The following is an 18875-nucleotide window of genomic DNA, read 5'->3' as shown; positions in this document are numbered from 1 at the left end:
AAAACCCTGAACGCATGAAGCTCGACGCTCGCTCCGTCCCCATTGGCACGCTCGCGCGGGTGGTCGAGGCACTGGAGGCAATCGGCGCGGCGCCCTGGCCGATTCTCAAGCGCCATGGCGTGACGCCGGCCGCGCTGGAAGAGCCCATGGCCCCGGTAGCATTATCGGTATGCGCCCGCATCCTCGCGGACGCCGCCGAAGCGGCCGCCTGCCCGCACCTCGGCATACTGGTCGGCGCTCGCGCCAATATGGAAAACGCCGGACCGTTGCGCCTGCTGATCCTGTCGTCACGCACACTGCAAGACGCGGCCGATGGCATTCTTCGCTATGGCCGCATCTGGTATCGAGGCATCGATACTGCGCTCACCACGCGCGAGGGATTCGCCTCGTTCTCGGTAGAGATTGCTGGCGTACTTGCCGGGCGCGACGACCTCGTCAGCGCGTACCTGGCGGCCAATGTGCAAATGTTTCGGATGCTGCTTGGGAAGTCATGGGCACCGGCCGCCGTTCACCTGTCCCGCCCGTCGCCGCCGCGTATCGGGCCATACACGGCACACTTCAAGACGCATGTCCTGTTCGACCAGCCCCGCGACGAGTTTCTCTTCCCGGCCGACACGCTCGACGCGCACTGCGGCGCGACGGACAAGGCGTTGGAGTCGTCCGTCGTCCGCTACCTGGGCGAGTTGGAATCCCACGTCAGGCCGGATTTCCTCGGCCAGGTCCGCCAGGCGATACGGGACCTGATGCTGCTGGGCGAATGCACGGCGCCACGGCTGGCATCGCTGTTTGCCGTCCATCGCTTCACACTGCACCGCCACCTGCAGGACCACGGCACATCCTTCGCCCTGTTGCTCGACGAGGAGCGCGACGCGCTTGCCCAGCGGCTGCTGACAAGCAGCGACATGCCGCTGGGCGATATCGCGCGCGTGCTGGGATTCAGGTCGCAGGCGGGATTCAACAAGGCATTCCTGCGATGGCACGGCGTGTCGCCCGGCAAGCTGCGCACCGGTCAGCGCCGGCGACCTACCCTGACGGTGCGCCGCACCTGATACGCGACCGCGCATCGCCCTTCGATGGCGGAGGCGCACCTTCCCGGTCAGCGTATATGCCAACGCGGGCTGTGGCCGTCATGGCATGGATTCCTGCGCTCCAAGTTCCACCGTCACGGTGTCACCAGCAAGCGCGGTCCGGAATACCTTGATCTTGAAATCCGGATTTCCGGGCATGCCCCCGGTAGCCAGATCGAAGCGCATACCATGAGCGGGGCAACGAACAGCGCCCCTCTCCACCCTCCCGTTCGCGATCGAGGCGCCAGCATGCGGGCACGAGTCCTCCAACGCATAGATCTTGTCGTCCACCCTGAACAAGGCGACGCATCGTCCGCCATGGAAGATTCGTTTGGCTGCGCGATTCGGAATCTCCGACAACGAAACGGAGATCTTGCCGGTAGTCGGCACTGGGGATGTCTTATCCATGATCAGTTTGTTTTTTCTCAGTCAGCCTTGATCTGAGCGGTCACCGCCAGCGATTTCCACGACCGGATGTCGTTCTGGATCACCCGCGCAAACTGCTCCGGCGAGTTCTTCTCGACCCACAGCAGCCCTTGCTGGACGAAGCTGGACTGCAGCGCCGGCGCCACCATGATCCTCGCGATCTCCTCATTGAGCCGCAGCACGATGTCAGCAGGCGTGTGCGCGGGCACGAACACGCCATACCACCCGTCGAGGTCGAGATCGAATCCCTGCTGCTTCAGCGTCCTGACCTCCGGCAGCATCGGCGAGCGACGCGTGCCGGTCATCGCCAGCGGGACCAGCTTGCCGGCCTGGATCAGCGACAGCGGCGAGCGTGCGTCCACGAAGGCAATCCTGACCACGCCGCCTTGCAAGTCGGTGAGCAGTTGCCCCATGGTCTTGTACGGGATATGCCGCATCCGCAGATCGCGTGCCCGCGCAATGGCTTCCATCGCCAGGTGACCGGTCGAGCCGACACCCCAGGTGCCGTAGGCAATATTGGGATGGGCCCGGACGTATTCCACGAAGCTGGCAAGGTCGCGCACCGGGGTATCCGCCGCCGCCACCAGCAGCACGCCGCCCGCGCTGATCTGGATCACCGGCGCCAGGTCCTTGACGGTGTCGTACGGCATGGCGTCACGCAACGCCGCGTTGATCGCGATCGCAGAGGCGTTGCTGAACAGGATGGTGTAGCCATCCGGTGCCGCCTTGGCGGCCATGTTATTGCCGACGATGCCGTTGGCGCCGGGCCGGTTTTCCACCACCACCGGTTGCCGCAGCGCCCTGGAGAGCGGCTCGGCACACACCCTGGCGATGAGGTCGGTGCCAGAGCCCGCGCCGCCCGGCACGATCATGCGCAGCGGCCGTGAAGGCCAGGCGGAGGGCGCCGGGGGCTGGGCAAACACCTGCGGTGAGAGGGACAGCGCGATGGTGGCCGGGATCAGGTCCTGCAGCCATTTGCGTCGGTTCATGGTCGTTGCTTCCGGAGTTGTCTTGCCATGCAATGGCGGCGCGCCACGGCCCAGCGGATATCGATGCCGGGCCGCGGCAGTGTCCGTCGCCGACTTTCTCAGCCGCGCTTCGGAGGCGGCTGAAAGCCGAGGAAGGCGCGGTTCCAGGTAGGACTGATGACCAGCTCATTCACGGTGGCGCGCGCCGGCAGGGACACCACGAATTCCACCGCGGCAGCCACGTCTTCCGGCTGCAGCATGCGCGCGAGATCTTCCGCGGACGGCGGCGTCGGCCGGTTGACCAGGATCGGCGTGGCGGTTTCGCCGGGATAGATGGCGCAGGCGCGGATGCCGGTGGCGCACTCCTCCATGGCCACCGATATGGTCATCGCTGCCATGGCGTGCTTGCTGGCGCCATAGGCGGCACCGGTCAGCGCCGAGGCATAGCGTCCCGCCCACGACGAGATATTGATAATGGTGCCGTCGCCTTTATCGCGCATGCCCGGCAACACTGCGTGCATGCAATAGAACGCGCCGTTGAGGTTGATGTCGATGACCTGGTCCCAGTCTGCCGGCGTGAGCCGGGACATCTTGCGGTTGACCACATTGATGCCGGCGGCGTTGACCAGGATGTCGACGGCGCCGATGCGCTCCTGCAGTTGCCGGCCGGCGGCGGCCACCGCCTCGCGGTCCGCCACGTCCAGCGGCAGCGCGATGACGCGTTCATTGCCAAACTCGGCGACCAGGCCGGCGATCGCCGCTTCGCTGCGCGCGGAGATCACGACCGTGGCACCGGCTTGCCACAGCGACAGTGCGCAGGCGCGGCCGATACCGCTTGAGCCTCCGGTGATCCAGGCGGTCTTTCCGTGAAGGGATTTCATAGTGGCGGTGTTCCTTGGTCTTGTATCTGGAGAGGTAGCGTGCGTCGGACGCATCAATGCGTGGTCACGCCCATGATCTGGTTCACGTCATAGATCGGCGGACGCGGGTTCTTTGCCCACGCATCAGTCAGCAGGTAGCGCAGGCGGAAGCTTTCCGGGACGTCGGCCAAACCCGGCGTGAACAGCCACAGCCGCAGCAGGTGGCGCTTGCGGTCGAGCTCGGCGTAATCCTCATAACTGGTGCGCGAGTGCAGGATGACGTAGTTGTTCAGGAACTGCATGTCGCCGGGGGCCAGTTCCATGTCGATGCGAAAGCGCGGGTCCTGCGTGTATTCGTCGAACTTGTCGAGCGCGGCAATGTCTTCCGGGGCCAGCCGCGGCGCGTCCGGGAAGCGCTGCGCGGTATTGATGAAACTGCGGATATAGCGATTGAAGAGCCGGCCGTTGTGCCACGTGAAGACGTGGGTCATGGTGAATGGCGCCTGCCCTGGCGCTTCTTCATGCCGGCGATCGAAGGCAAAGGGTTCATACAACCGCGCCATCAGCTCGGGATGCTCCCGCAGCATGGCATTGTGGATGGCCATGGAGCTTGCAATGCTGCTCAGGCCGCCGCGCCGGGCCGTGCGCAGGCACAGCAGGCCGACCACGTCGGCGCCGTCGGTATGGAAGGGCAAGCGATGCCTGGACTGGTAGCCGCGCGCCGTCATGTCCTCCTTCGGGTCCTTGCCGAGGTCCCAGACATGGCCAAGCACGTCGCCAAACGCGTTCTGCGCGACCGCGCGGCCCAGGTGCATGCCGATGCCCCAGTAGATCGTGCCCGCGTCCATCTTGGAATATCGCTCAACCGGCAGTCCTCGCAACAGCACCACGCCAAGCCCGTGCTCGAGGCGATGGCGCAGGTCTTCCAGCTTCGCCGCGAGACTACCCAGCGGGAACGTCGCCTTGGTGATGGCGGGCACGGCCAGGCCCAGCGACCTGGTGTGGGCCAGCGCTGCGTCGAGTTGTGCGATATCGTCCGCGGTCAGCCACACGACCCATTCATCCTCCCTGGCGGCGATCTGCCGGGCATCCCACGCCGCCGGCGTATCCGCCGCCTGTGCCGATTCGTTTTGCGCTGCTTCCATCGCTGTCTCCTTGTTGTCTCAGCCATTGCCTGGCCGGTGAAGCCATTGTGCGAAGGGAGCGCGCGCATGACTAATGAAAATTGATGCGCCTGACCAAACCAAAAGGTAATATCTCGATGCGAAATTCGGCGCCATCAACCGCCATGTAGCAATCTTCGGCTTTATTTCTAGGGTTTCCACCATGGATGCGATCGGTTTCCTCCGCACAGGGCTGAAGCTGCGCCATCTCCGTCTGGTAATAGCACTGGAGGAGTACCGGCAGGTCGCGCGTGTCGCGAACGCGTTGAACATTACGCAGCCGGCGGTTTCGAAGGCACTGACCGAGGTCGAGAACGGCCTGGGCTACCCCTTGTTTATCCGCCTGCCCCGCGGCATCGAACCCACGCCGCACGGCATGGTCTTTGTCCGTTATGCGCAGTCCATCCTGGACGAACTGGACCGCGCCGGCGATGAACTGCTGGCACTGGGCCAGGGGGCGTGCGCGTCCATCGCCGTCGGCGCCATGCCGGGGTCGACGCTGGCGCTCGCGCCGCGGATCATTGCGCTGGCGAAGGCGCGAATGCCGACCCTGAATATCGCGGTGTACGAAGCGCCGATGGACGTGCTGATGGGCCAGTTGCGCACGGGTCGGCTGGACATCGTGCTGGGCGCGCTATCGGAGCGGGCCACGGCCGGGGATATCGAGCAGCGTCATCTTTATGAGGAGGTGCTGCGCGTGGTGGTCCATCCGGGGCATCCTCTGGCGGCATATACGCCGCTCGGGTGGAGTGACCTGGCGGCGTATCCATGGGTGGTCCCGCCGCGCACCGCGCGGCTGCGGCAGAGTCTTGACGCGGCGCTGCGACGCCTGAAGGCGGACGTGCCTGCCAACCATGTGGAATCCGTATCGGCGGGCCTGGTGCTGGGCTTGCTGGAGGCGATGCAGGCAGTGGCCATCGTGACAGGGCGCCTTGCCCGCACTTATGAGGCACGTGGCCTTGCCCATATCCTGCCGCTGGAGATACCGGGCGTCCTGCTGCCTGTGTCCACCTTTACGCTGGCCGGCAAGGCACCATCCCCCGCCATCGAACTATTCCAGCATTGCTCGGAACTGGCCGCGGCCGGCTGATGGAGGTCACTGCAGCCACGGCCAGGCAATATGCCTATTCCGGCTTGATGTCGTTCACTTTCACCACATTGGCCCAGGCAGCATAGTCATTGCGCACAGTGCGCGCGAACTCGTCTGGTGTGGTGAGGGGCGGATCGGCCATCATGTTGAGTTGCTGGAAGCGCGTACTCAGCGCCGGCGAGCGCAGCGCCTTGTTGATCTCCTTGTTCAGCGTCACGATGATCTCGCGCGGGGTGCCCTTCGGCACAAACAGCCCGTACCAGCCCTCGTTGGTCATCGGGAAGCCTTGCTCGGCCATGGTCGGCACATCAGGAAAAGCAGGCGCCCGATGCTTGCCGGTGATGCCCAGCGGGCGAATCTTGCCGCTCTTCACCAGCGGCACCGCAGTAGTGATGTCGACGAAGGCGATCTTCAGCACGCCACCCTGCATGTCCGTCAGGATCGGCGGCACCCCCTTGTAGGGAACGTGGGTCAGGTCGACACCCGTCAGCGTTCGCAGTTGCGCCATGGCCAGGTGCCCGCCCGAGCCGATACCCCAGGTACCGTAGTCATACTTGCCCGGACGCGCCTTGACCGTTTCCACGAACGCTTTCATATCCTTCGCGGGAAAGTCCGGCGCGACCACCAGCAGCACGCCGCCCGAGCCAATCTGCGCGACCGGGATGAGGTCATCGACGATATTGAACGGCAGCTTGGGCTGGATCGCCTGGTTCATCACGGTGGCCGAGGCGCTCGCCAACAGCACCGTATAGCCATCGGGCTGGGCGCGCACGACAGCATCAACCGACAGTTGCCCGTTTGCGCCGGGCTTGTTGTCGACCACCACCGGCTGCTTCAGCGACTGCGAAATCTGCTCCGCGAAGACGCGCGCCAGCACGTCCGGCCCGCTGCCGCCGGGACTTGGCACCACCATGCGGATCGGGCGCGATGGCCAGCTACCCTGCGCGAGTACGGGGGCGGCTGCAAGCGCGGTGGCGGTCAGTACTGCGAGATGCCATGCGCGCGTGCCGCGGCATGTCAGTCTTGATTTCATATTGTCTCCTTGGGCCCACGCCGTTCTCTGAATGCCTGGTTATCCCAGATGTATGGGCATCGGCATTGTGCGCACGACTCACTCCCGAAAACTAATGAAATAAAACCTTGAAGGAATAAGCGATTGGTAATGTCAGCCGCGCGTTGCCACTGTCGCCGTTCACTCGCGCAGCGAATGTGAGCCGTGGGCGGCGGCCCTGCTTCGGGTTTTCACCAGATGTGACAAAGCTACATGAAATAGTGACAAGCGGATAAACGCAGCGTCCGGCCGCCGTCCAGAATACCTGTACCGCCCCAGCAAAGGGCTTCACCATCAGGAGACCATCCATGCATTTTCTCGACGACAGCCTGCTTCCCGAAAGCCAGGAAAAACTGGTGATCCAGGTCGCGCCCTACGGCCCGCAGTGGCTGCCCTCCGACTCGGATGACATCCCGGTGAGCATGGATGCCCAGATCCAGAAAGCCGTCGATTGCTACTACGCCGGCGCCACGGTGCTGCACGTGCATGTGCGCGAGGCGGATGGCAAGGGTTCCAAGCGCATGTCGATGTTCAACGAGATGCTGGCGCGCCTGCGCGAAGCCGTGCCTGACATGGTGCTGCAGGTTGGTGGCTCGATCTCGTTCGCCCCCGAAGGCGAAGGCAAGGCCGCCGAGTGGCTGGACTACGACACGCGCCACATGCTGGCAGAACTGGACCCCAAGCCCGACCAGGTCACGATCGCGATCAACACCAGCCAGATGAATATCTGCGAGATGCTGACCCAATCCACCCAAGATAAGCAGCATCAACAAGCCTTATAAGCGGCATGTCGATGAGGCTTGTGGCGTGGTGGACGGGGCTTGGCGCGATCTGGTCGCACGCGCTGGAGACGTGTTGCGATCAAGGTCAAGGTCTCGTTCAGGGCAGCCTTGGCCCAGCGCAGGCCGAGCAGCAGTGCAGGCAGGACACGTTTAAGGGCGGTGATGGCGTAGGCACGGTTGATCCGATGATCCGAGTCAATGTCATGTTCCTGCGCGGCCGCAAGACAGCACAGGGCGTGCAGGTTATCGCACAGGACTTTGGCTCCGAAGTCCTGCCTGGCGGCCAACTGTGAGAGGCCGGACAGGTGTTCGAGTGCCATGCGGTGTTTGAGGCGTTTGAAGGCCTCCTCGAGACGCCAGCGCTGGTGATAGAGATCGCGGAAGGTGGCAGCCGGATGGCGGTGCCTGTCGAGCAGATTGGTGATGAGCACGCGAACCTTGGCGGCTGGCGAGATCTGCCGGATGAGCCGGACGGTCTGCGGGACGGACGCACATTCATAGTCGCGCGCGTCATTGCGGGCTGGAGCCGGGAGCGTGACGACGGTCTCGGCGCGGCCGGAGCGGACGAAGTCCCGCAGGGCAGCAAAGCCGCTACCGTCGGCGCGCATGCAGAAAGGGATGTTTCGTTGGTTGAGTACGGCTACCAGCCAGCGGGCCGGGTAGCCGCGGTCGAGCAACAGCAAGTCGTCGGATTGCAGGCGGTCCAGATGCTCGAACAGGATCTGGCGTTCGTTCTCGAGCACGCTGTGCAGTGAGGCGGCGAGCATCATCTCGGCCCCGGGGAGGTACAGGCCGAAAGCGAGTTGATCACGGGTGGCGGCTCGAGGCAGATGGCTGTGGCGGATGGCAAAACGCAGGTGCGAGGCGTCGGCTGCGACCAGCCGAAAGCCATGCCAGCGCGGCAAATGGTTGGACACCTGCTGAAGCAGCCAGTCATTGAGGTGAGCAAAGACATCGCCGCTGAGTTTGCTGCGAGCCTGGGCGAAGGCTTGTTCACTGACTCGCCGGCACAAGGTGTTTTGGCGGGCGAGCGCGGCGAAGAATTGATCGAGTTCGGCTTGAACGCCCATGCGCAAGTTGCCAAGCATGAACGCGATCAGTGTGGGCAGGGTGAGCTTGCGCTGACGGGTGAATGCGGCTGGATATTCGGGATGACGGGCAAGATCGTGAAAGACCTTGGTGTGCAGATATTGGGTAAGCGTAGCGAACAGATCGGACAGGGGCATGAGAGCCAAGCGAAGATCGAGAAACGATCCTCTATTGGCCGCCGCCCTGCTTGCGCTAAACAGCCAGCGCAAGCAGGGCGGCGGCCGCTCGAACCTCGTCATCTGTCAAGCGTGCGCGTGGCAAATTGCGATTCTATTTGACGGCTTATCTTGGGTGGATTGGATGCTGACCGCCGACGACGTCCAGGGCACCATTCTCGAAAAGCCGGAATACTTCAAGGCGTACAGCGAGATGGTGGTCGACTCCAAGCCGTCGTTCTTCATCGAACACCTGGAGCGCCTGACCAAGGCCGGGGTCCAGCCGCATTTCATGCTCGGCCACGTGGCGCAGCTTGAGACGGTCGAGCGCCTGATCCGCAAGGGCCTGTATCGCGGCCCGCTGATCCTGAACTACGTCGCCATCGGCGGCGGCGCGGCCGGCCTGCACCCGGCCGACATGATCGAGTTCGCGCGCCGCACGCCGGACGGCGCCGTGCTGACGATCGAAAGCGCCATGCGCGCGGTGCTGCCGATGAACGCCATGGCGATCGCGCTGGGCCTGCATGTCCGCGTGGGCATCGAGGACAACCTGTGGGGCCGCAAGGGCGAACGCATGACCTCGGTGCAGCAGATCGAGCAGACCGTGCGCCTGGCGCGCGAGCTTGGCCGCGACGTCGCCAACGGCAAGGAAGCCCGCCGCATCTACAAGATCAACGAGTGGTACGACAGCGCCGACGAAACCATCCGCCAGCTCGGCATGGCGCCGAACCGCAAGCCGGGCCAGCGTGGCTTCACGGTGCCGGGCAGCGTCTGAGCGCGGCCATCCGCCACGGTGCGCGCGATGCTCCGGCCGCGCGCGCCGGTGGCTTCTGAACAGCCTCCCGCAACCGATCATGAAACTGACCAACAAAATCGCCCTCGTCACGGGCGTCGGGCCCGGCCTGGGCCAGGGCATCGCCGTGGCGCTGGCGCGCGCAGGCGCCGACCTGGTGATCTGCGACATCAGCCCGGCATCGCTTGCCGCCGCGCGCGAAGCGGTGCTCGCTGAAGGCCGCCGCTGCCTGTCCGTCGTTTGCGACGTGTCGTCGAGCCAGCAAGTGGCCGACATGTTCGCGCAGGCGCGCGAGACCTTCGGCACGGTGCATATCCTCGTCAACAACGCCGCGCTGACGCCCAACCGTCCGGTGGACACCGAGCGCCGCAACCAGCTCTACGCGTACATGCAGACACCGGTACCGCGCGCTTCGCTCGGCTTCACCAGTGAAATCACCGACGAGGAATGGCTACGCTACTGGGACGTCAACGTGCATGGCACGTTCTACTGCACCCGCGAGGCGCTCCGGTTGATGCAACCACAACGCTACGGGCGCATCATCAATATCGCCTCGATCGCCGGAATCTCGTCAAGGAGCGCGCACAGCCCGCACTACAGCGCCACCAAGGGCGCCGTGGTCGCCTTCACCCGCTCCGTGGCGCTGGAAGTGGCCGGGGCAAGCATCTACGTCAACGCGATGGCACCCGGCGGGGTTGCGACGCCCGCCTTCAACGAATACCTGGAAAAGATCGGCGAAGACGGCCGCAACCAGCTCTGGCAAGGCTGCCCGGCGGGCCGCTTCGGCACCGTGGAGGAGTACGCAGCAACGGTGCTGCACCTCGCCAGCGACGAACACTACCTGGTAGGCCAGGTCATCAGCCCCAACGGCGGCTCGGTGATCTGAGCCCGCCAACAGACTTCGACAGCCATGCAACACAACCTCTTTCCCCATTACAAGGCCTTGCGCGACGCCGGCGTGCTCGGCAGCGAACTCGATCCGCTGACCGAATGGGATCCCAAGTGGATCGCCACCTGGGTCGCGCTTGCGCGCGATGCGCAGGCCGAAAGCGTGCTCGACCCCAAGCTGGTCGCGCTGATCCGCCTGAACATCGATGTCACCGCCACGCACCTGTACAAGCCGGGCGTGTCCCGCCACGTGCGCGAGGCCATCCGCCTGGGCGCCACCCGCGCCGAAATACTGGAAGTCTTCAAGCTTGCCAGCGTGGTCGGCATCCATGCCTGCGCGGTCGGCGTGCCGGCGCTGGCCGAGGAACTGGCGCGCGCCGGCATCCCCGACGAGCCTGTGGCGCCAGGCGCGACGCCGGTGTGCGACGCGGTGCGTGCCAATGGCATGTTCAATCCGCTGTGGGAAACGATGTACCGCTGGGATCCGCAATACCTGGAGAAATTCCTGTCGATGGGCTTCGGCCTGTGGCAGGACCACATCCTGCCGCCGCTGTGGATCGAATTCCTCTGCATCGCCGGCGATGCCGCGATTACCCACATGTACGGCCATGGCACCCAACGGCATATCGAAGCAGCCCTCCGTCTCGGTGCCACGCGCGCCCAGATCCTGGCAGTGCTGAAGATCGTCAGCCTGCAAGGCATCGAGGCATGCGAGCTCGCGGTGCCGATGCTCGACCGCGCGATACGGGAAACCGCAGCCTGACCCCCGGGGCCGGCTCTGCCGGCCCCACCCGTAAGTTCCAGGAGTACGCAGTGCAACCACTCGCTACAGGCAACGCCGCAACGCTGGCGCAGGATGCCGACTCGCTTGCCGCCGTCTATCGCAAGATCATGTGGCGGCTGCTGCCGTTTCTGTTCGCCGCCTATGTGCTGAACACCATCGACCGCATCAACATCTCGTTCGCCAAGCTGCGCATGGCCAGCGACCTTGGTCTCTCGGACGCTGCTTATGGCATCGGCGCGGCGGCCTTCTTCGCCGGGTACATCCTGTTCGAGGTGCCGAGCAACCTCTATATGCAGAAGATCGGTGCGCGCCTGACCATCACGCGCATCATGCTGCTGTGGGGCCTCGCGACCATCGCCACGAGCCAGGTCAATTCGCCCGAGGCGCTCTACGTCGCGCGCTTCCTGCTCGGCGTGGCCGAGGCCGGCTTCTTCCCGGGCGTCATCCTCTACCTGACCTACTGGTTCCCGGCGCAGCGCCGCGGGCGAATCACCTCGCTGTTTTTGATGTCCGGCACCTTCGCCGGGATGATCAGCGGCCCGCTCGCCGCGGCGATCATGCTGCATCTGGACGGATGGATGGGGCTGCGCGACTGGCAGGCGCTGTTTGTGGTGGAAGGCGTCCCGGCGATGCTGCTGGGTCTCGTCGCGTATCGCTTCCTCGACGACGGCCCGGGGCGGGCGGCGTGGCTCAGTCCGGCAGAGAAAACGCTGCTCGCCAGCGACCTTGGCAAGGAGGTCCACGCACAACAGCACGGCGGGATCAAAGCCTTGCTCATGGATCCGCGTGTCTACGTCATCGGCCTGATCTTCCTCTCGATCTATGCCTGCACCAACACCATCGCCTACTGGATGCCTACCCTGATCCAGGGCTTCGGTGAAGCGCGGGTGGCGCACATCGGCTGGATCTCCACCTTGCCCTATGTACTCGGGCTGGTCACGATGCACCTGCTGGCGCGCAGTTCGGACCGCCACCTCGAACGGCGTTGGCACGTGGCGGGCTGCCTCCTCGTAGCGGCCGCCAGCTTCCTGCTGATGGGCGTCCTGCGTGGTGAATTGTTGCCGTCAGTCATCTGCATGACCGTCGGCGCTGCCGCATCCCTGGCCGCGCTGCCAGTGTTCTGGACGATTCCGCCGGCCTACCTTGGCGGCACGCAGGCCCCCGCCGGCATCGCCTTTGTCAGCAGCCTGGGAGGCGTGGCGGCCTTGCTCAGCCCGATCGCGGTGGGCGCGATCAAGACCCGCACCGGGGACCTTTACCTCGCGTTCGACCTGCTCGCCGCGCTGCTGGCAGTGGGAGCGGTCGCGCTGTTGCTTGCGCTGCCGGCCCGACTGCTAGGGCAGGGCCGCCCACTCTGCAAGCAGTTATTGGATCCCAGAAGGTGAGGGATGCGCGATCTCCGCTATTGATCGGCGTAGCCTTGATCGCGGCCACAAAATAGTTGGCTTGCGGCAAGCACTCAGGCCCGAATCTTGGTGAGACGGATTACATTCCACGTACCAATCGCCGACTTGTTTTGCGAAGCTGAAGCTATTGAGCTTCCCAAGCCCAAGCCCAAGCCTGTGCCCGGCGTTCGCGAAGAAACGACTATAAAGGGGAACGGCAGCGCCGAGATGACCGATAACCCATTGGTGCGAGCTCGCGGCGATTGGCCTCGCTGCTGGGTGAGCCCGTTATTGAGCCTGGTCCGGGAATCGTCGGCGACAGTGGTGAGCGCAGCGATGCGCATCCCGTTTGAGAGATCGAGTCGAAATCGACGCTTCCCATGGCGCTGCCGTTCACTGACGATCTTGGAGCAAGCCATGGCCATGCGCAAGCGAGAAGACGAGGTATTTCCCAACGCAGCGGGGATCGATGTCGGAGCATCGAGCCACTGGGTCGCCGTGCCCCGCCATGCGACTGACGACCCGGTGCGCGAATTCGGCGCGATGACTGACGACCTCAACGACATGGCCGACTGGCTGATTGCATGTGGCGTCGACACGGTGGCGCTGGAATCCACCGGGGTGTACTGGATCCCGGTGTACGAAGTGCTGGAGCAGCGCGGGCTGAAGGTCTGGCTGGTCGATGCACGGCAGATGAAATACGTGCCCGGGCGCAAGAGCGACGTGCTCGACTGCCAGTGGCTGCAGAAGCTAATGAGTCTGGGGCTGTTGCGGGCGGCCTGGCGGCCCGGCGACGAGGTCTGTGTGGTGCGTGCAGTGGTGCGTCAGCGCGAGGTGCTGCTCACCGAGCAGGCCAATTGGGTGCAGCGCATGCAGAAGGCGCTGGTGCAGATGAACCTCCAGCTCAGCGAAGTCCTCACCGACGTGATGGGTATGACCGGACAGGCCATCGTGCGGGCAATTGTGGCGGGCGAGCGTGACCCCAACGTGCTGGCGCGCCATCGCCATGGACGCGTCAAGGCTAGCGAGCGCGACATCGCGCGGGCGCTGACGGGTAACTGGCGTGAGGAGCATCTGTTCGTGCTCGGGCAGGCCCTGGCGATGTTCGACAGTCTGGCCCAGCGCATCATCGAGTGCGACGCGAAGATCGAGGCGTTGCTCGCGCCGCTGGGCCGTCACGAGGTCGAACTCGGCGGGCCGGGCAAGCGGCGCGGCAAGAACACGCCCAGCTTCGACCTACGCACGGCGCTCGCACGCTGGGCCGGTGTGGACCTCACCCGTATCAACGGACTGGCCGTCACCTCGGTGCTGACTGTCCTTTCGGAAATCGGGCCGGACCTGAGCCGCTTTGGCAGCGTCAAGCACTTCTGTTCCTGGCTAGGACTGTGTCCCGGGACCAAGGTCAGTGGCGGCAAGGTGCTCAGCGCGCGCACCCGGCGCTCCACCAACCGGGTACGCCAGGCGCTGAAACTGGCCGCGATGAGTCTGTCGCGTAACGGCTCGGCGCTCGGCGCGTTCTACCGCCGGCTGTGTGCCCGCATGGACAAGCCGCGCGCCAATACCGCCGTTGCCCATAAACTCGCACGGATGGTGTACTTCATGCTGACCCGCGGCGAAGCCTTCGTCGACCAGGGCCAGCAGCACTATGAAGAGCAGCAGCGCCAGCGCAGCATTGCCGCGCTCAAACGCCGCGCCGCCGCGCTCGGCTTCCAAATCCATCCCGTGGAGGTGGTCGCATGAATACGGCCGCCTTCAATTTCGTTTCTCAAGAGAGGAGAAGCCTTGAACTTTATTGTCGTAGCACCGATCCTCGTTCTCCTCCCATAGAGCGAAGTGTCCACCCTTGCCGACCACGTGGAAGTAGGCCAGGTTGCGGGTGGTACACCGAGCTCATGTCTCTGGGATTCGATAGTGCTTGGAGAACGCTGCTTCTGGGCCAAAGTCGACACCTGTCTGGATGACCTCGCGTACGGAGTGGCCGAGATTGCGGTGCGTGAGCTCGGTACGCCCGATTTCCGGCTTCTGCGCCTGTGCCAGGTACAACACCAAACCGCTTCCCACGATCAGTGCCGCCGCGATGGAGTTCGTCGGGGAAGACGCTCACGGCAACGGGGATGGTGACGCCCTTGACGTTCAAGAACCCCACCTTGCTCTCCCAGTAGAGGCGGGTCGATGAAAGCGCCGTGCCCGTCAACCAGGTGAGTGTGATGTTGTCGAGGATGTCGTTTCGTGTGAGCTCGGCGGCCAGCCCTGCGAAGACGCGGGAGATCAGCCGGTAGCTGCGCTGGTTCTCGCCTGGTTGCTTGGGCGCATGCTTCGGATGCTCCACAGACATGCTTCGTCCGTGGAGCTTCAACGAGCTAGTTACCCGCGCAGCGACTTGAAGCCGGTGCGAAGTTCTTCCGAGAGGAGCTTCGGTTGCTCCCAGGCGGCGAAATGTCCGCCCTTGGGAAGCTTGTTGTAGTGTATGAGCTTGGGGTACGCCCGCTCCGCCCAGCTTCGCGGCGTATGGTAGATCTCGTCAGGAAAGACGCTCACAGCGACCGGGATGGAGACGTTCTTGGGGCCAAAGAAGTCGGTCTTCTTGTCTATCGCCTCCCAATAGAGACGAGCAGCAGAGATTGTTGTGTTCGTCAACCAGAACAGTGTGGCGTTGTCGAGCACATCGTCCCGTGTAAGACCCGTTGGCTGCCCGTCAAATGCACGTGCGATGAGCTGCAAACTACGCGGGTCGTGGTCAAGCATCCAGGCTGCCACACCGACGGGTGAATCCGCGATGCCGTACAGCGTTTGCGGACGCGACCCCATGAAGTAGCCATATTGGAAGTTCCTGTAGGTAGAGGCCAGCGTCTCGTACGCGTGCTTTTCGTCGGCCGAAAGACCCGATGGTGCCGGGCTGCCGGCCGCGGCCGCTTTGTCGATCTCGGGTGGAATCACGTTGGGCATGTTCGTGTGAATGCCGATCAACTCCGGATGTCCCTGCGTAGCCATCACGTCCACGATAATTGCGCCCCAATCCCCGCCTTGCGCCACATATCGCTTGTATCCAAGGCGCTTCATCAGCACCGCCCAGGCACGTGCGATGTGCGCGGGGTCCCAGCCGGTCGTGGTTGGCTTTCCGGAAAAGCCGTAGCCCGGCATCGATGGAATCACCACGTGGAAGGCATCTGCAGCAGTGCCGCCATGCGCCGTGGGATTTGTCAGCGGCTCGATGAGCTTGAGCTGCTCGACGATGGACCCCGGCCAGCCGTGCGTGATGATCACCGGCAAGGCATTTTCGTGCTTCGAACGAACGTGGATGAAGTGGATGTCGAGACCGTCGACCTCGGTGATGAAGTTCGGCACGGCATTGAGCCGCGCTTCGACCTTGCGCCAGTCGTATTCCGTGGCCCAGTAGCGCGCGAGCTTCTGAACTGTGGCGAGCGGTACGCCCTGTGAAAAGTCTGCGACGGTCTCCTTCTCCGGCAACCGCGTCGCGGCGACGCGCCGTCGCAATTCGGCGAGATCCGATTCTGGAAAATTCACATGAAACGGACGGATGGCAACTCCGTCGGTACCGATCTGTTGTGCAACTTTAGTCATGGCGTGAGACCTTTCTGAAAGATTGAGTAGACCTAGCGTGCTTGCAGCGGCTACCACTGCAGTGCCGCAAAAGAGACGGCGACCGAAATCAGGCGTCTGTGGCATGGCGAACTCCCTGGAAACCGTTGGTTGCATTCGGCTGTGACCGCAAATGTTCACAATCCGGGGCCGAAGGATGCCGGGTACTGTGGTTGATTTGTATTGCGCCGTTGTCGAGGGGTTCGACCTTTTGGTATCGACGTGCACGCCCGCGGCACGCGAAATGCAGGCGGTATTCAACCGGCGGGCCGAGAGCCTGCGCACATGGTTGGGTGCACTGAACCTTGGTTTAGTGGAAGGCCGGCAACGTGAACCTGAAGGCGGCGCCGTGCGGCGGGTTGTCGTCTGCCCACAGTTTTCCGCTGTGGGCATCGATGATGGACCGGCAGATCGACAGGCCAATCCCCAGGCCGCCGGACTTTAAATTGTTCAGCACGGTCTCGTCGATGTCTAGAACCACTGCCGGCTTCTTCGACTTGAATCCGCCTGCCTTGGCTTGCTCGACGGACGCCGTGACAGACGTTCACGACTTGGCCTCGGCCAGTTTGCCGGTGGCCAGTCGGTATGTCTGAAGCGCGCTTGCAGGATAATCCGTCGACCGCTGCATCCAGACTACGGGGTTGAGCTGCTCTCGCGCCTGGATGGGCGGATCTGCCTGGGCCCCTGCCTGGCAGCCAAGCAGGAAAGACGCCGTCAAGCTCAGGACTGCCCAGCGGACGCCCTCAGCAAGCGGGACGTCCGTGTTCTCCATGAAACCTCCTCAATGGGTCCGCCTGGACCCTGGATTTTTGTGTGGTCCACCGCCTGCTTTCGGGAGAGCAGAAACTATCTTCTTCGGAAAGGTATGACGATTTAGTGACAAAACAACAACAGGCCAGAGGAGCGGTAACTCTTGCGATTGCGCCGGCCTAGTTTGAGACGACACGAAATGCATGTGAAATCGTGGATGTTTGGCGAGCCACGCTTGCACATTGAGGTGCTTGTGGGTTGCATAGTTGTCAGCGATCAAATGAAGCTCGCGGTCCTTGGGCGTACTTCGATCAATCTGCCGCAAGAAGCGCAGCCACTCTTGGTGTCGATGCTTTGTCATGCACTGACCAATGACACTGCCATCGAGAGTTTCTTCAGATTGCGGTGCTCGCCGACGGCGGGTTTCGATTAACTCGCAAGTCAGCTTGAAGACTTGTCGGGCGTATTGCGCTTCGAGGGTTGAAGCCCTTCGACCCATCCCCTTGATCTGGCTGAACGATGAGCACGCTCGGACGCCGGGCAAGTACACGACGGCGGATCTCTCCGCCTGGCGACGTTTGACCAGCACCGGTTCGGCTTATAGACTTCTAATCTGCGTTTTAGGTGGGCTATGCCAAAGCGGCCTCACCATCGCTACTGCGAGCCAGGTAGAAAGTACAACACCAGGGAGGTGTTATGGGAATCCTTGCCAAATTCGCGTTGCGCTGCTGGGCCGACGTTCGCCAAGCGACGGCAGCGTTTGGGCTTCTCATTGTCTTGACAGTGCCCTCCGTTGTCGCTGCCCCCACACCAACGGAGCCCCCGCCACCTTACAGCTATTTCGTGACCGGAACTCAATATTTTGAGTCCGGAAAGCCGAAGCCAGTTGTTTGGCCGCTTCCTGCGACTACGCCGCAGGCCATTCAACCTGTGGTAGTGATGGGCGGTGGGCCGGACGTTGATGAGGCATTCCGGTGGATGATCCAGCAGGCCGGCATCACACGATCGACCGGAGGGCGTTTCGTCGTGATTAGAGCGACCGGATCCGACGCCTACGACCCCTACTTCTATTACAGCGATGCGAGCAACTCCACTACAACACCGGCGGTGGATGGCTTCGTCGGCGGTGCGTACCTCGGGCTGACATCAGCGGAAACACTAATCATTACCAGCAGAGCCGGCGCGAATGACCCGTTTGTCAACGCGGTGGTTAGCTCCGCGAATGCATTGTGGATCGCAGGCGGTGACCAGGCTAACTACATCAGACTATGGAAAGGAACAGCGCTAGAAAGCACGATTGCAACGCTTCTTGCCAACAATGTTCCTGTCGGCGGCACAAGCGCGGGCGCAAACGTGCTCGGGGAGTTTATCTTCTCTGCCCTCAATGGGACGGTCACATCGAAGGACGCGCTAAAGGATCCTTACAACGATGCCATGACGCTCGACCCGACACCGTTCTCGGCGGCCAGTTTTCTAAGCGTCCCTGCTCTAAAGAATACCTTTGTGGATCCGCACTTCGACGCCCGGGATCGCATGGGCCGGCTCGTTACCTTTGTGTCTAGGACCATTGCCCCTGGTACCGGCGATGTCGGGTGTCCAGGCGGGATTCTGACGCCTTCCGATGCCAGGGGCATCGGAATCGACGTGGAAACGGCATTGCTAATCCAGAAGGCATCAGGTCGTTACATCGCCCGTCGGGTGACGAACATCTCGACGACCTCGACTAGCGCCGTGCACTTTCTCAGTCCAACGACGTCGCCGGGCCCCTGCGCGCCTGGCAAGCCCTTAACAATGCAAACTGTTCTCGTGCAAAGGCTTGCGGACTCCGCTTTGTCGTTCGACCTAACCGCTTGGTGGAATGGCGGCGACGACCCCAATGTTCCTAACTACAGGGTAGACGAGATTGCTGGAATGGAATCTCCGAAGAAGATACCTTATTAACTGCGGCCGACAAGGGTCAGTGCGACACGGTCACAGTTTCGCGACGAGCCTCCTGTCCGAGACCGGCTAGAGACGATTGCCAT

The 18875-nt window shown here is 63.2% G+C and carries 18 protein-coding genes and 2 pseudogenes; 9 read left to right on the top strand and 11 right to left on the bottom strand.

The features are described 5' to 3' along the window. Positions 1-14 precede the first annotated feature (14 nt). The gene (locus ABNX08_RS34925; RefSeq protein WP_349605035.1) at positions 15-1049 is read left to right on the top strand and encodes an AraC family transcriptional regulator ligand-binding domain-containing protein; all 1035 of its coding nucleotides are present in this window, start codon (positions 15-17) and stop codon (positions 1047-1049) included. Between the two features lie 78 nt (positions 1050-1127). Here ABNX08_RS34925 and ABNX08_RS34920 read toward each other — a convergent pair whose 3' ends face one another. The 4 genes from ABNX08_RS34920 to ABNX08_RS34905 all read right to left on the bottom strand — a co-directional run bounded on the left by ABNX08_RS34920 (position 1128) and on the right by ABNX08_RS34905 (position 4466). Continuing rightward, positions 1128-1475, bottom strand: coding sequence for a Rieske 2Fe-2S domain-containing protein (locus ABNX08_RS34920; protein WP_349605034.1), 348 nt, complete (start codon positions 1473-1475; stop codon positions 1128-1130). A gap of 17 nt (positions 1476-1492) precedes the next feature. Then, on the bottom strand, positions 1493-2482 hold the full coding sequence (locus ABNX08_RS34915) for a tripartite tricarboxylate transporter substrate binding protein (protein WP_349605032.1): 990 nt from the start codon (positions 2480-2482) through the stop codon (positions 1493-1495). A gap of 98 nt (positions 2483-2580) precedes the next feature. Continuing rightward, positions 2581-3342, bottom strand: a complete 762-nt coding sequence (locus tag ABNX08_RS34910) for an SDR family oxidoreductase (protein WP_349605031.1) — start codon at positions 3340-3342, stop codon at positions 2581-2583. Between the two features lie 53 nt (positions 3343-3395). Then, a complete protein-coding gene (locus ABNX08_RS34905) occupies positions 3396-4466 on the bottom strand; it encodes a TauD/TfdA family dioxygenase (RefSeq protein ID WP_349605030.1) in 1071 nt (356 codons plus the stop codon). A gap of 181 nt (positions 4467-4647) precedes the next feature. Between ABNX08_RS34905 and ABNX08_RS34900 the strand changes: the two genes are divergently transcribed. Next, complete coding sequence (locus tag ABNX08_RS34900; RefSeq protein ID WP_349605029.1) at positions 4648-5574, top strand: LysR substrate-binding domain-containing protein; 927 nt, start codon at positions 4648-4650, stop codon at positions 5572-5574. 34 nt (positions 5575-5608) lie between these two features. On the opposite strand, the gene ABNX08_RS34895 is transcribed toward ABNX08_RS34900, so the two are convergent. Together ABNX08_RS34895 and ABNX08_RS34890 are read right to left on the bottom strand one after the other, a co-directional pair. Beyond that, positions 5609-6607 (bottom strand): tripartite tricarboxylate transporter substrate binding protein, encoded by a 999-nt coding sequence (locus ABNX08_RS34895; protein ID WP_349605027.1) that lies wholly within the window; start codon positions 6605-6607, stop codon positions 5609-5611. A 91-nt stretch (positions 6608-6698) separates the two neighbouring features. Further along, the gene (locus ABNX08_RS34890; RefSeq protein ID WP_349605025.1) at positions 6699-6935 is read right to left on the bottom strand and encodes a hypothetical protein; all 237 of its coding nucleotides are present in this window, start codon (positions 6933-6935) and stop codon (positions 6699-6701) included. Here ABNX08_RS34890 and ABNX08_RS34885 point away from each other — a divergent pair. After that, a pseudogene (locus ABNX08_RS34885) lies at positions 6934-7371 on the top strand (3-keto-5-aminohexanoate cleavage protein); the annotation flags it as partial. The gene ABNX08_RS34890 and the pseudogene ABNX08_RS34885 overlap by 2 nt on opposite strands. Positions 7372-7391: 20 nt before the next feature. Here the strand turns inward: ABNX08_RS34885 and ABNX08_RS34880 are convergent. Then, positions 7392-8633 (bottom strand): IS4 family transposase, encoded by a 1242-nt coding sequence (locus ABNX08_RS34880; RefSeq protein WP_051370080.1) that lies wholly within the window; start codon positions 8631-8633, stop codon positions 7392-7394. A gap of 163 nt (positions 8634-8796) precedes the next feature. On the opposite strand from ABNX08_RS34880, the gene ABNX08_RS34875 reads away from it, so the two are divergent. The 5 genes from ABNX08_RS34875 (at position 8797) to ABNX08_RS34855 (ending at position 14241) form a co-directional block, all read left to right on the top strand. Further along, entirely contained in the window at positions 8797-9426 is a 630-nt protein-coding gene (locus ABNX08_RS34875) for a 3-keto-5-aminohexanoate cleavage protein (RefSeq protein WP_349607475.1), read from the top strand. Positions 9427-9505: 79 nt separating this feature from the next. Then, entirely contained in the window at positions 9506-10330 is an 825-nt protein-coding gene (locus ABNX08_RS34870) for an SDR family NAD(P)-dependent oxidoreductase (protein ID WP_349607473.1), read from the top strand. Positions 10331-10354: 24 nt separating this feature from the next. Further along, positions 10355-11095: a carboxymuconolactone decarboxylase family protein gene (locus tag ABNX08_RS34865; protein WP_349607471.1), complete on the top strand. Its 741-nt coding sequence runs from the start codon at positions 10355-10357 to the stop codon at positions 11093-11095. A gap of 128 nt (positions 11096-11223) precedes the next feature. Beyond that, a complete protein-coding gene (locus ABNX08_RS34860; protein ID WP_349607469.1) occupies positions 11224-12501 on the top strand; it encodes an MFS transporter in 1278 nt (425 codons plus the stop codon). Positions 12502-12918: 417 nt separating this feature from the next. Beyond that, the gene (locus ABNX08_RS34855; protein ID WP_349607467.1) at positions 12919-14241 is read left to right on the top strand and encodes an IS110 family transposase; all 1323 of its coding nucleotides are present in this window, start codon (positions 12919-12921) and stop codon (positions 14239-14241) included. A gap of 624 nt (positions 14242-14865) precedes the next feature. On the opposite strand, the gene ABNX08_RS34850 is transcribed toward ABNX08_RS34855, so the two are convergent. From ABNX08_RS34850 to ABNX08_RS34835, 4 genes and pseudogenes are all read right to left on the bottom strand, one after another. Continuing rightward, on the bottom strand, positions 14866-16188 hold the full coding sequence (locus tag ABNX08_RS34850; RefSeq protein ID WP_349607465.1) for an epoxide hydrolase family protein: 1323 nt from the start codon (positions 16186-16188) through the stop codon (positions 14866-14868). A 223-nt stretch (positions 16189-16411) separates the two neighbouring features. Continuing rightward, complete coding sequence (locus tag ABNX08_RS34845) at positions 16412-16582, bottom strand: ATP-binding protein (protein ID WP_374063781.1); 171 nt, start codon at positions 16580-16582, stop codon at positions 16412-16414. Between the two features lie 63 nt (positions 16583-16645). After that, a complete protein-coding gene (locus ABNX08_RS34840) occupies positions 16646-16873 on the bottom strand; it encodes a hypothetical protein (protein WP_349607463.1) in 228 nt (75 codons plus the stop codon). Positions 16874-17047: 174 nt separating this feature from the next. Beyond that, positions 17048-17242 (bottom strand): annotated as a pseudogene (locus ABNX08_RS34835) (IS630 family transposase); the annotation flags it as partial. Positions 17243-17694: 452 nt separating this feature from the next. Here ABNX08_RS34835 and ABNX08_RS34830 point away from each other — a divergent pair. Next, the gene (locus ABNX08_RS34830) at positions 17695-18792 is read left to right on the top strand and encodes a cyanophycinase (RefSeq protein ID WP_349607461.1); all 1098 of its coding nucleotides are present in this window, start codon (positions 17695-17697) and stop codon (positions 18790-18792) included. The last annotated feature ends 83 nt before the right edge of the window (positions 18793-18875 follow it).

Source organism: Cupriavidus sp. DF5525 (genome assembly GCF_040149425.2).
In the GTDB taxonomy this organism is placed as follows: Bacteria; Pseudomonadota; Gammaproteobacteria; order Burkholderiales; family Burkholderiaceae; genus Cupriavidus; species Cupriavidus pickettii_A.
Note: the sequence above shows the minus strand (reverse complement) of the source record. Positions and strands in the feature narration are given on the sequence as shown.

Excerpts from the sequence above, each read along its gene's own strand:
- ABNX08_RS34890 (WP_349605025.1), bottom strand. The coding sequence starts at position 6,935 with ATGGATGGTCTCCTGATGGTGAAGCCCTTTGCTGGGGCGGTACAGGTA.
- ABNX08_RS34860 (WP_349607469.1), top strand. The coding sequence starts at position 11,224 with ATGTGGCGGCTGCTGCCGTTTCTGTTCGCCGCCTATGTGCTGAACACC.
- ABNX08_RS34840 (WP_349607463.1), bottom strand. The coding sequence starts at position 16,873 with ATGGAGAACACGGACGTCCCGCTTGCTGAGGGCGTCCGCTGGGCAGTC.
- ABNX08_RS34895 (WP_349605027.1), bottom strand. The coding sequence starts at position 6,607 with ATGAAATCAAGACTGACATGCCGCGGCACGCGCGCATGGCATCTCGCA.
- ABNX08_RS34865 (WP_349607471.1), top strand. The coding sequence starts at position 10,355 with ATGCAACACAACCTCTTTCCCCATTACAAGGCCTTGCGCGACGCCGGC.
- ABNX08_RS34875 (WP_349607475.1), top strand. The coding sequence starts at position 8,797 with ATGCTGACCGCCGACGACGTCCAGGGCACCATTCTCGAAAAGCCGGAA.
- ABNX08_RS34915 (WP_349605032.1), bottom strand. The coding sequence starts at position 2,482 with ATGAACCGACGCAAATGGCTGCAGGACCTGATCCCGGCCACCATCGCG.
- ABNX08_RS34855 (WP_349607467.1), top strand. The coding sequence starts at position 12,919 with ATGGCCATGCGCAAGCGAGAAGACGAGGTATTTCCCAACGCAGCGGGG.
- ABNX08_RS34900 (WP_349605029.1), top strand. The coding sequence starts at position 4,648 with ATGGATGCGATCGGTTTCCTCCGCACAGGGCTGAAGCTGCGCCATCTC.
- ABNX08_RS34925 (WP_349605035.1), top strand. The coding sequence starts at position 15 with ATGAAGCTCGACGCTCGCTCCGTCCCCATTGGCACGCTCGCGCGGGTG.
- ABNX08_RS34850 (WP_349607465.1), bottom strand. The coding sequence starts at position 16,188 with ATGCCACAGACGCCTGATTTCGGTCGCCGTCTCTTTTGCGGCACTGCA.
- ABNX08_RS34920 (WP_349605034.1), bottom strand. The coding sequence starts at position 1,475 with ATGGATAAGACATCCCCAGTGCCGACTACCGGCAAGATCTCCGTTTCG.
- ABNX08_RS34910 (WP_349605031.1), bottom strand. The coding sequence starts at position 3,342 with ATGAAATCCCTTCACGGAAAGACCGCCTGGATCACCGGAGGCTCAAGC.
- ABNX08_RS34870 (WP_349607473.1), top strand. The coding sequence starts at position 9,506 with ATGAAACTGACCAACAAAATCGCCCTCGTCACGGGCGTCGGGCCCGGC.
- ABNX08_RS34880 (WP_051370080.1), bottom strand. The coding sequence starts at position 8,633 with ATGCCCCTGTCCGATCTGTTCGCTACGCTTACCCAATATCTGCACACC.
- ABNX08_RS34905 (WP_349605030.1), bottom strand. The coding sequence starts at position 4,466 with ATGGAAGCAGCGCAAAACGAATCGGCACAGGCGGCGGATACGCCGGCG.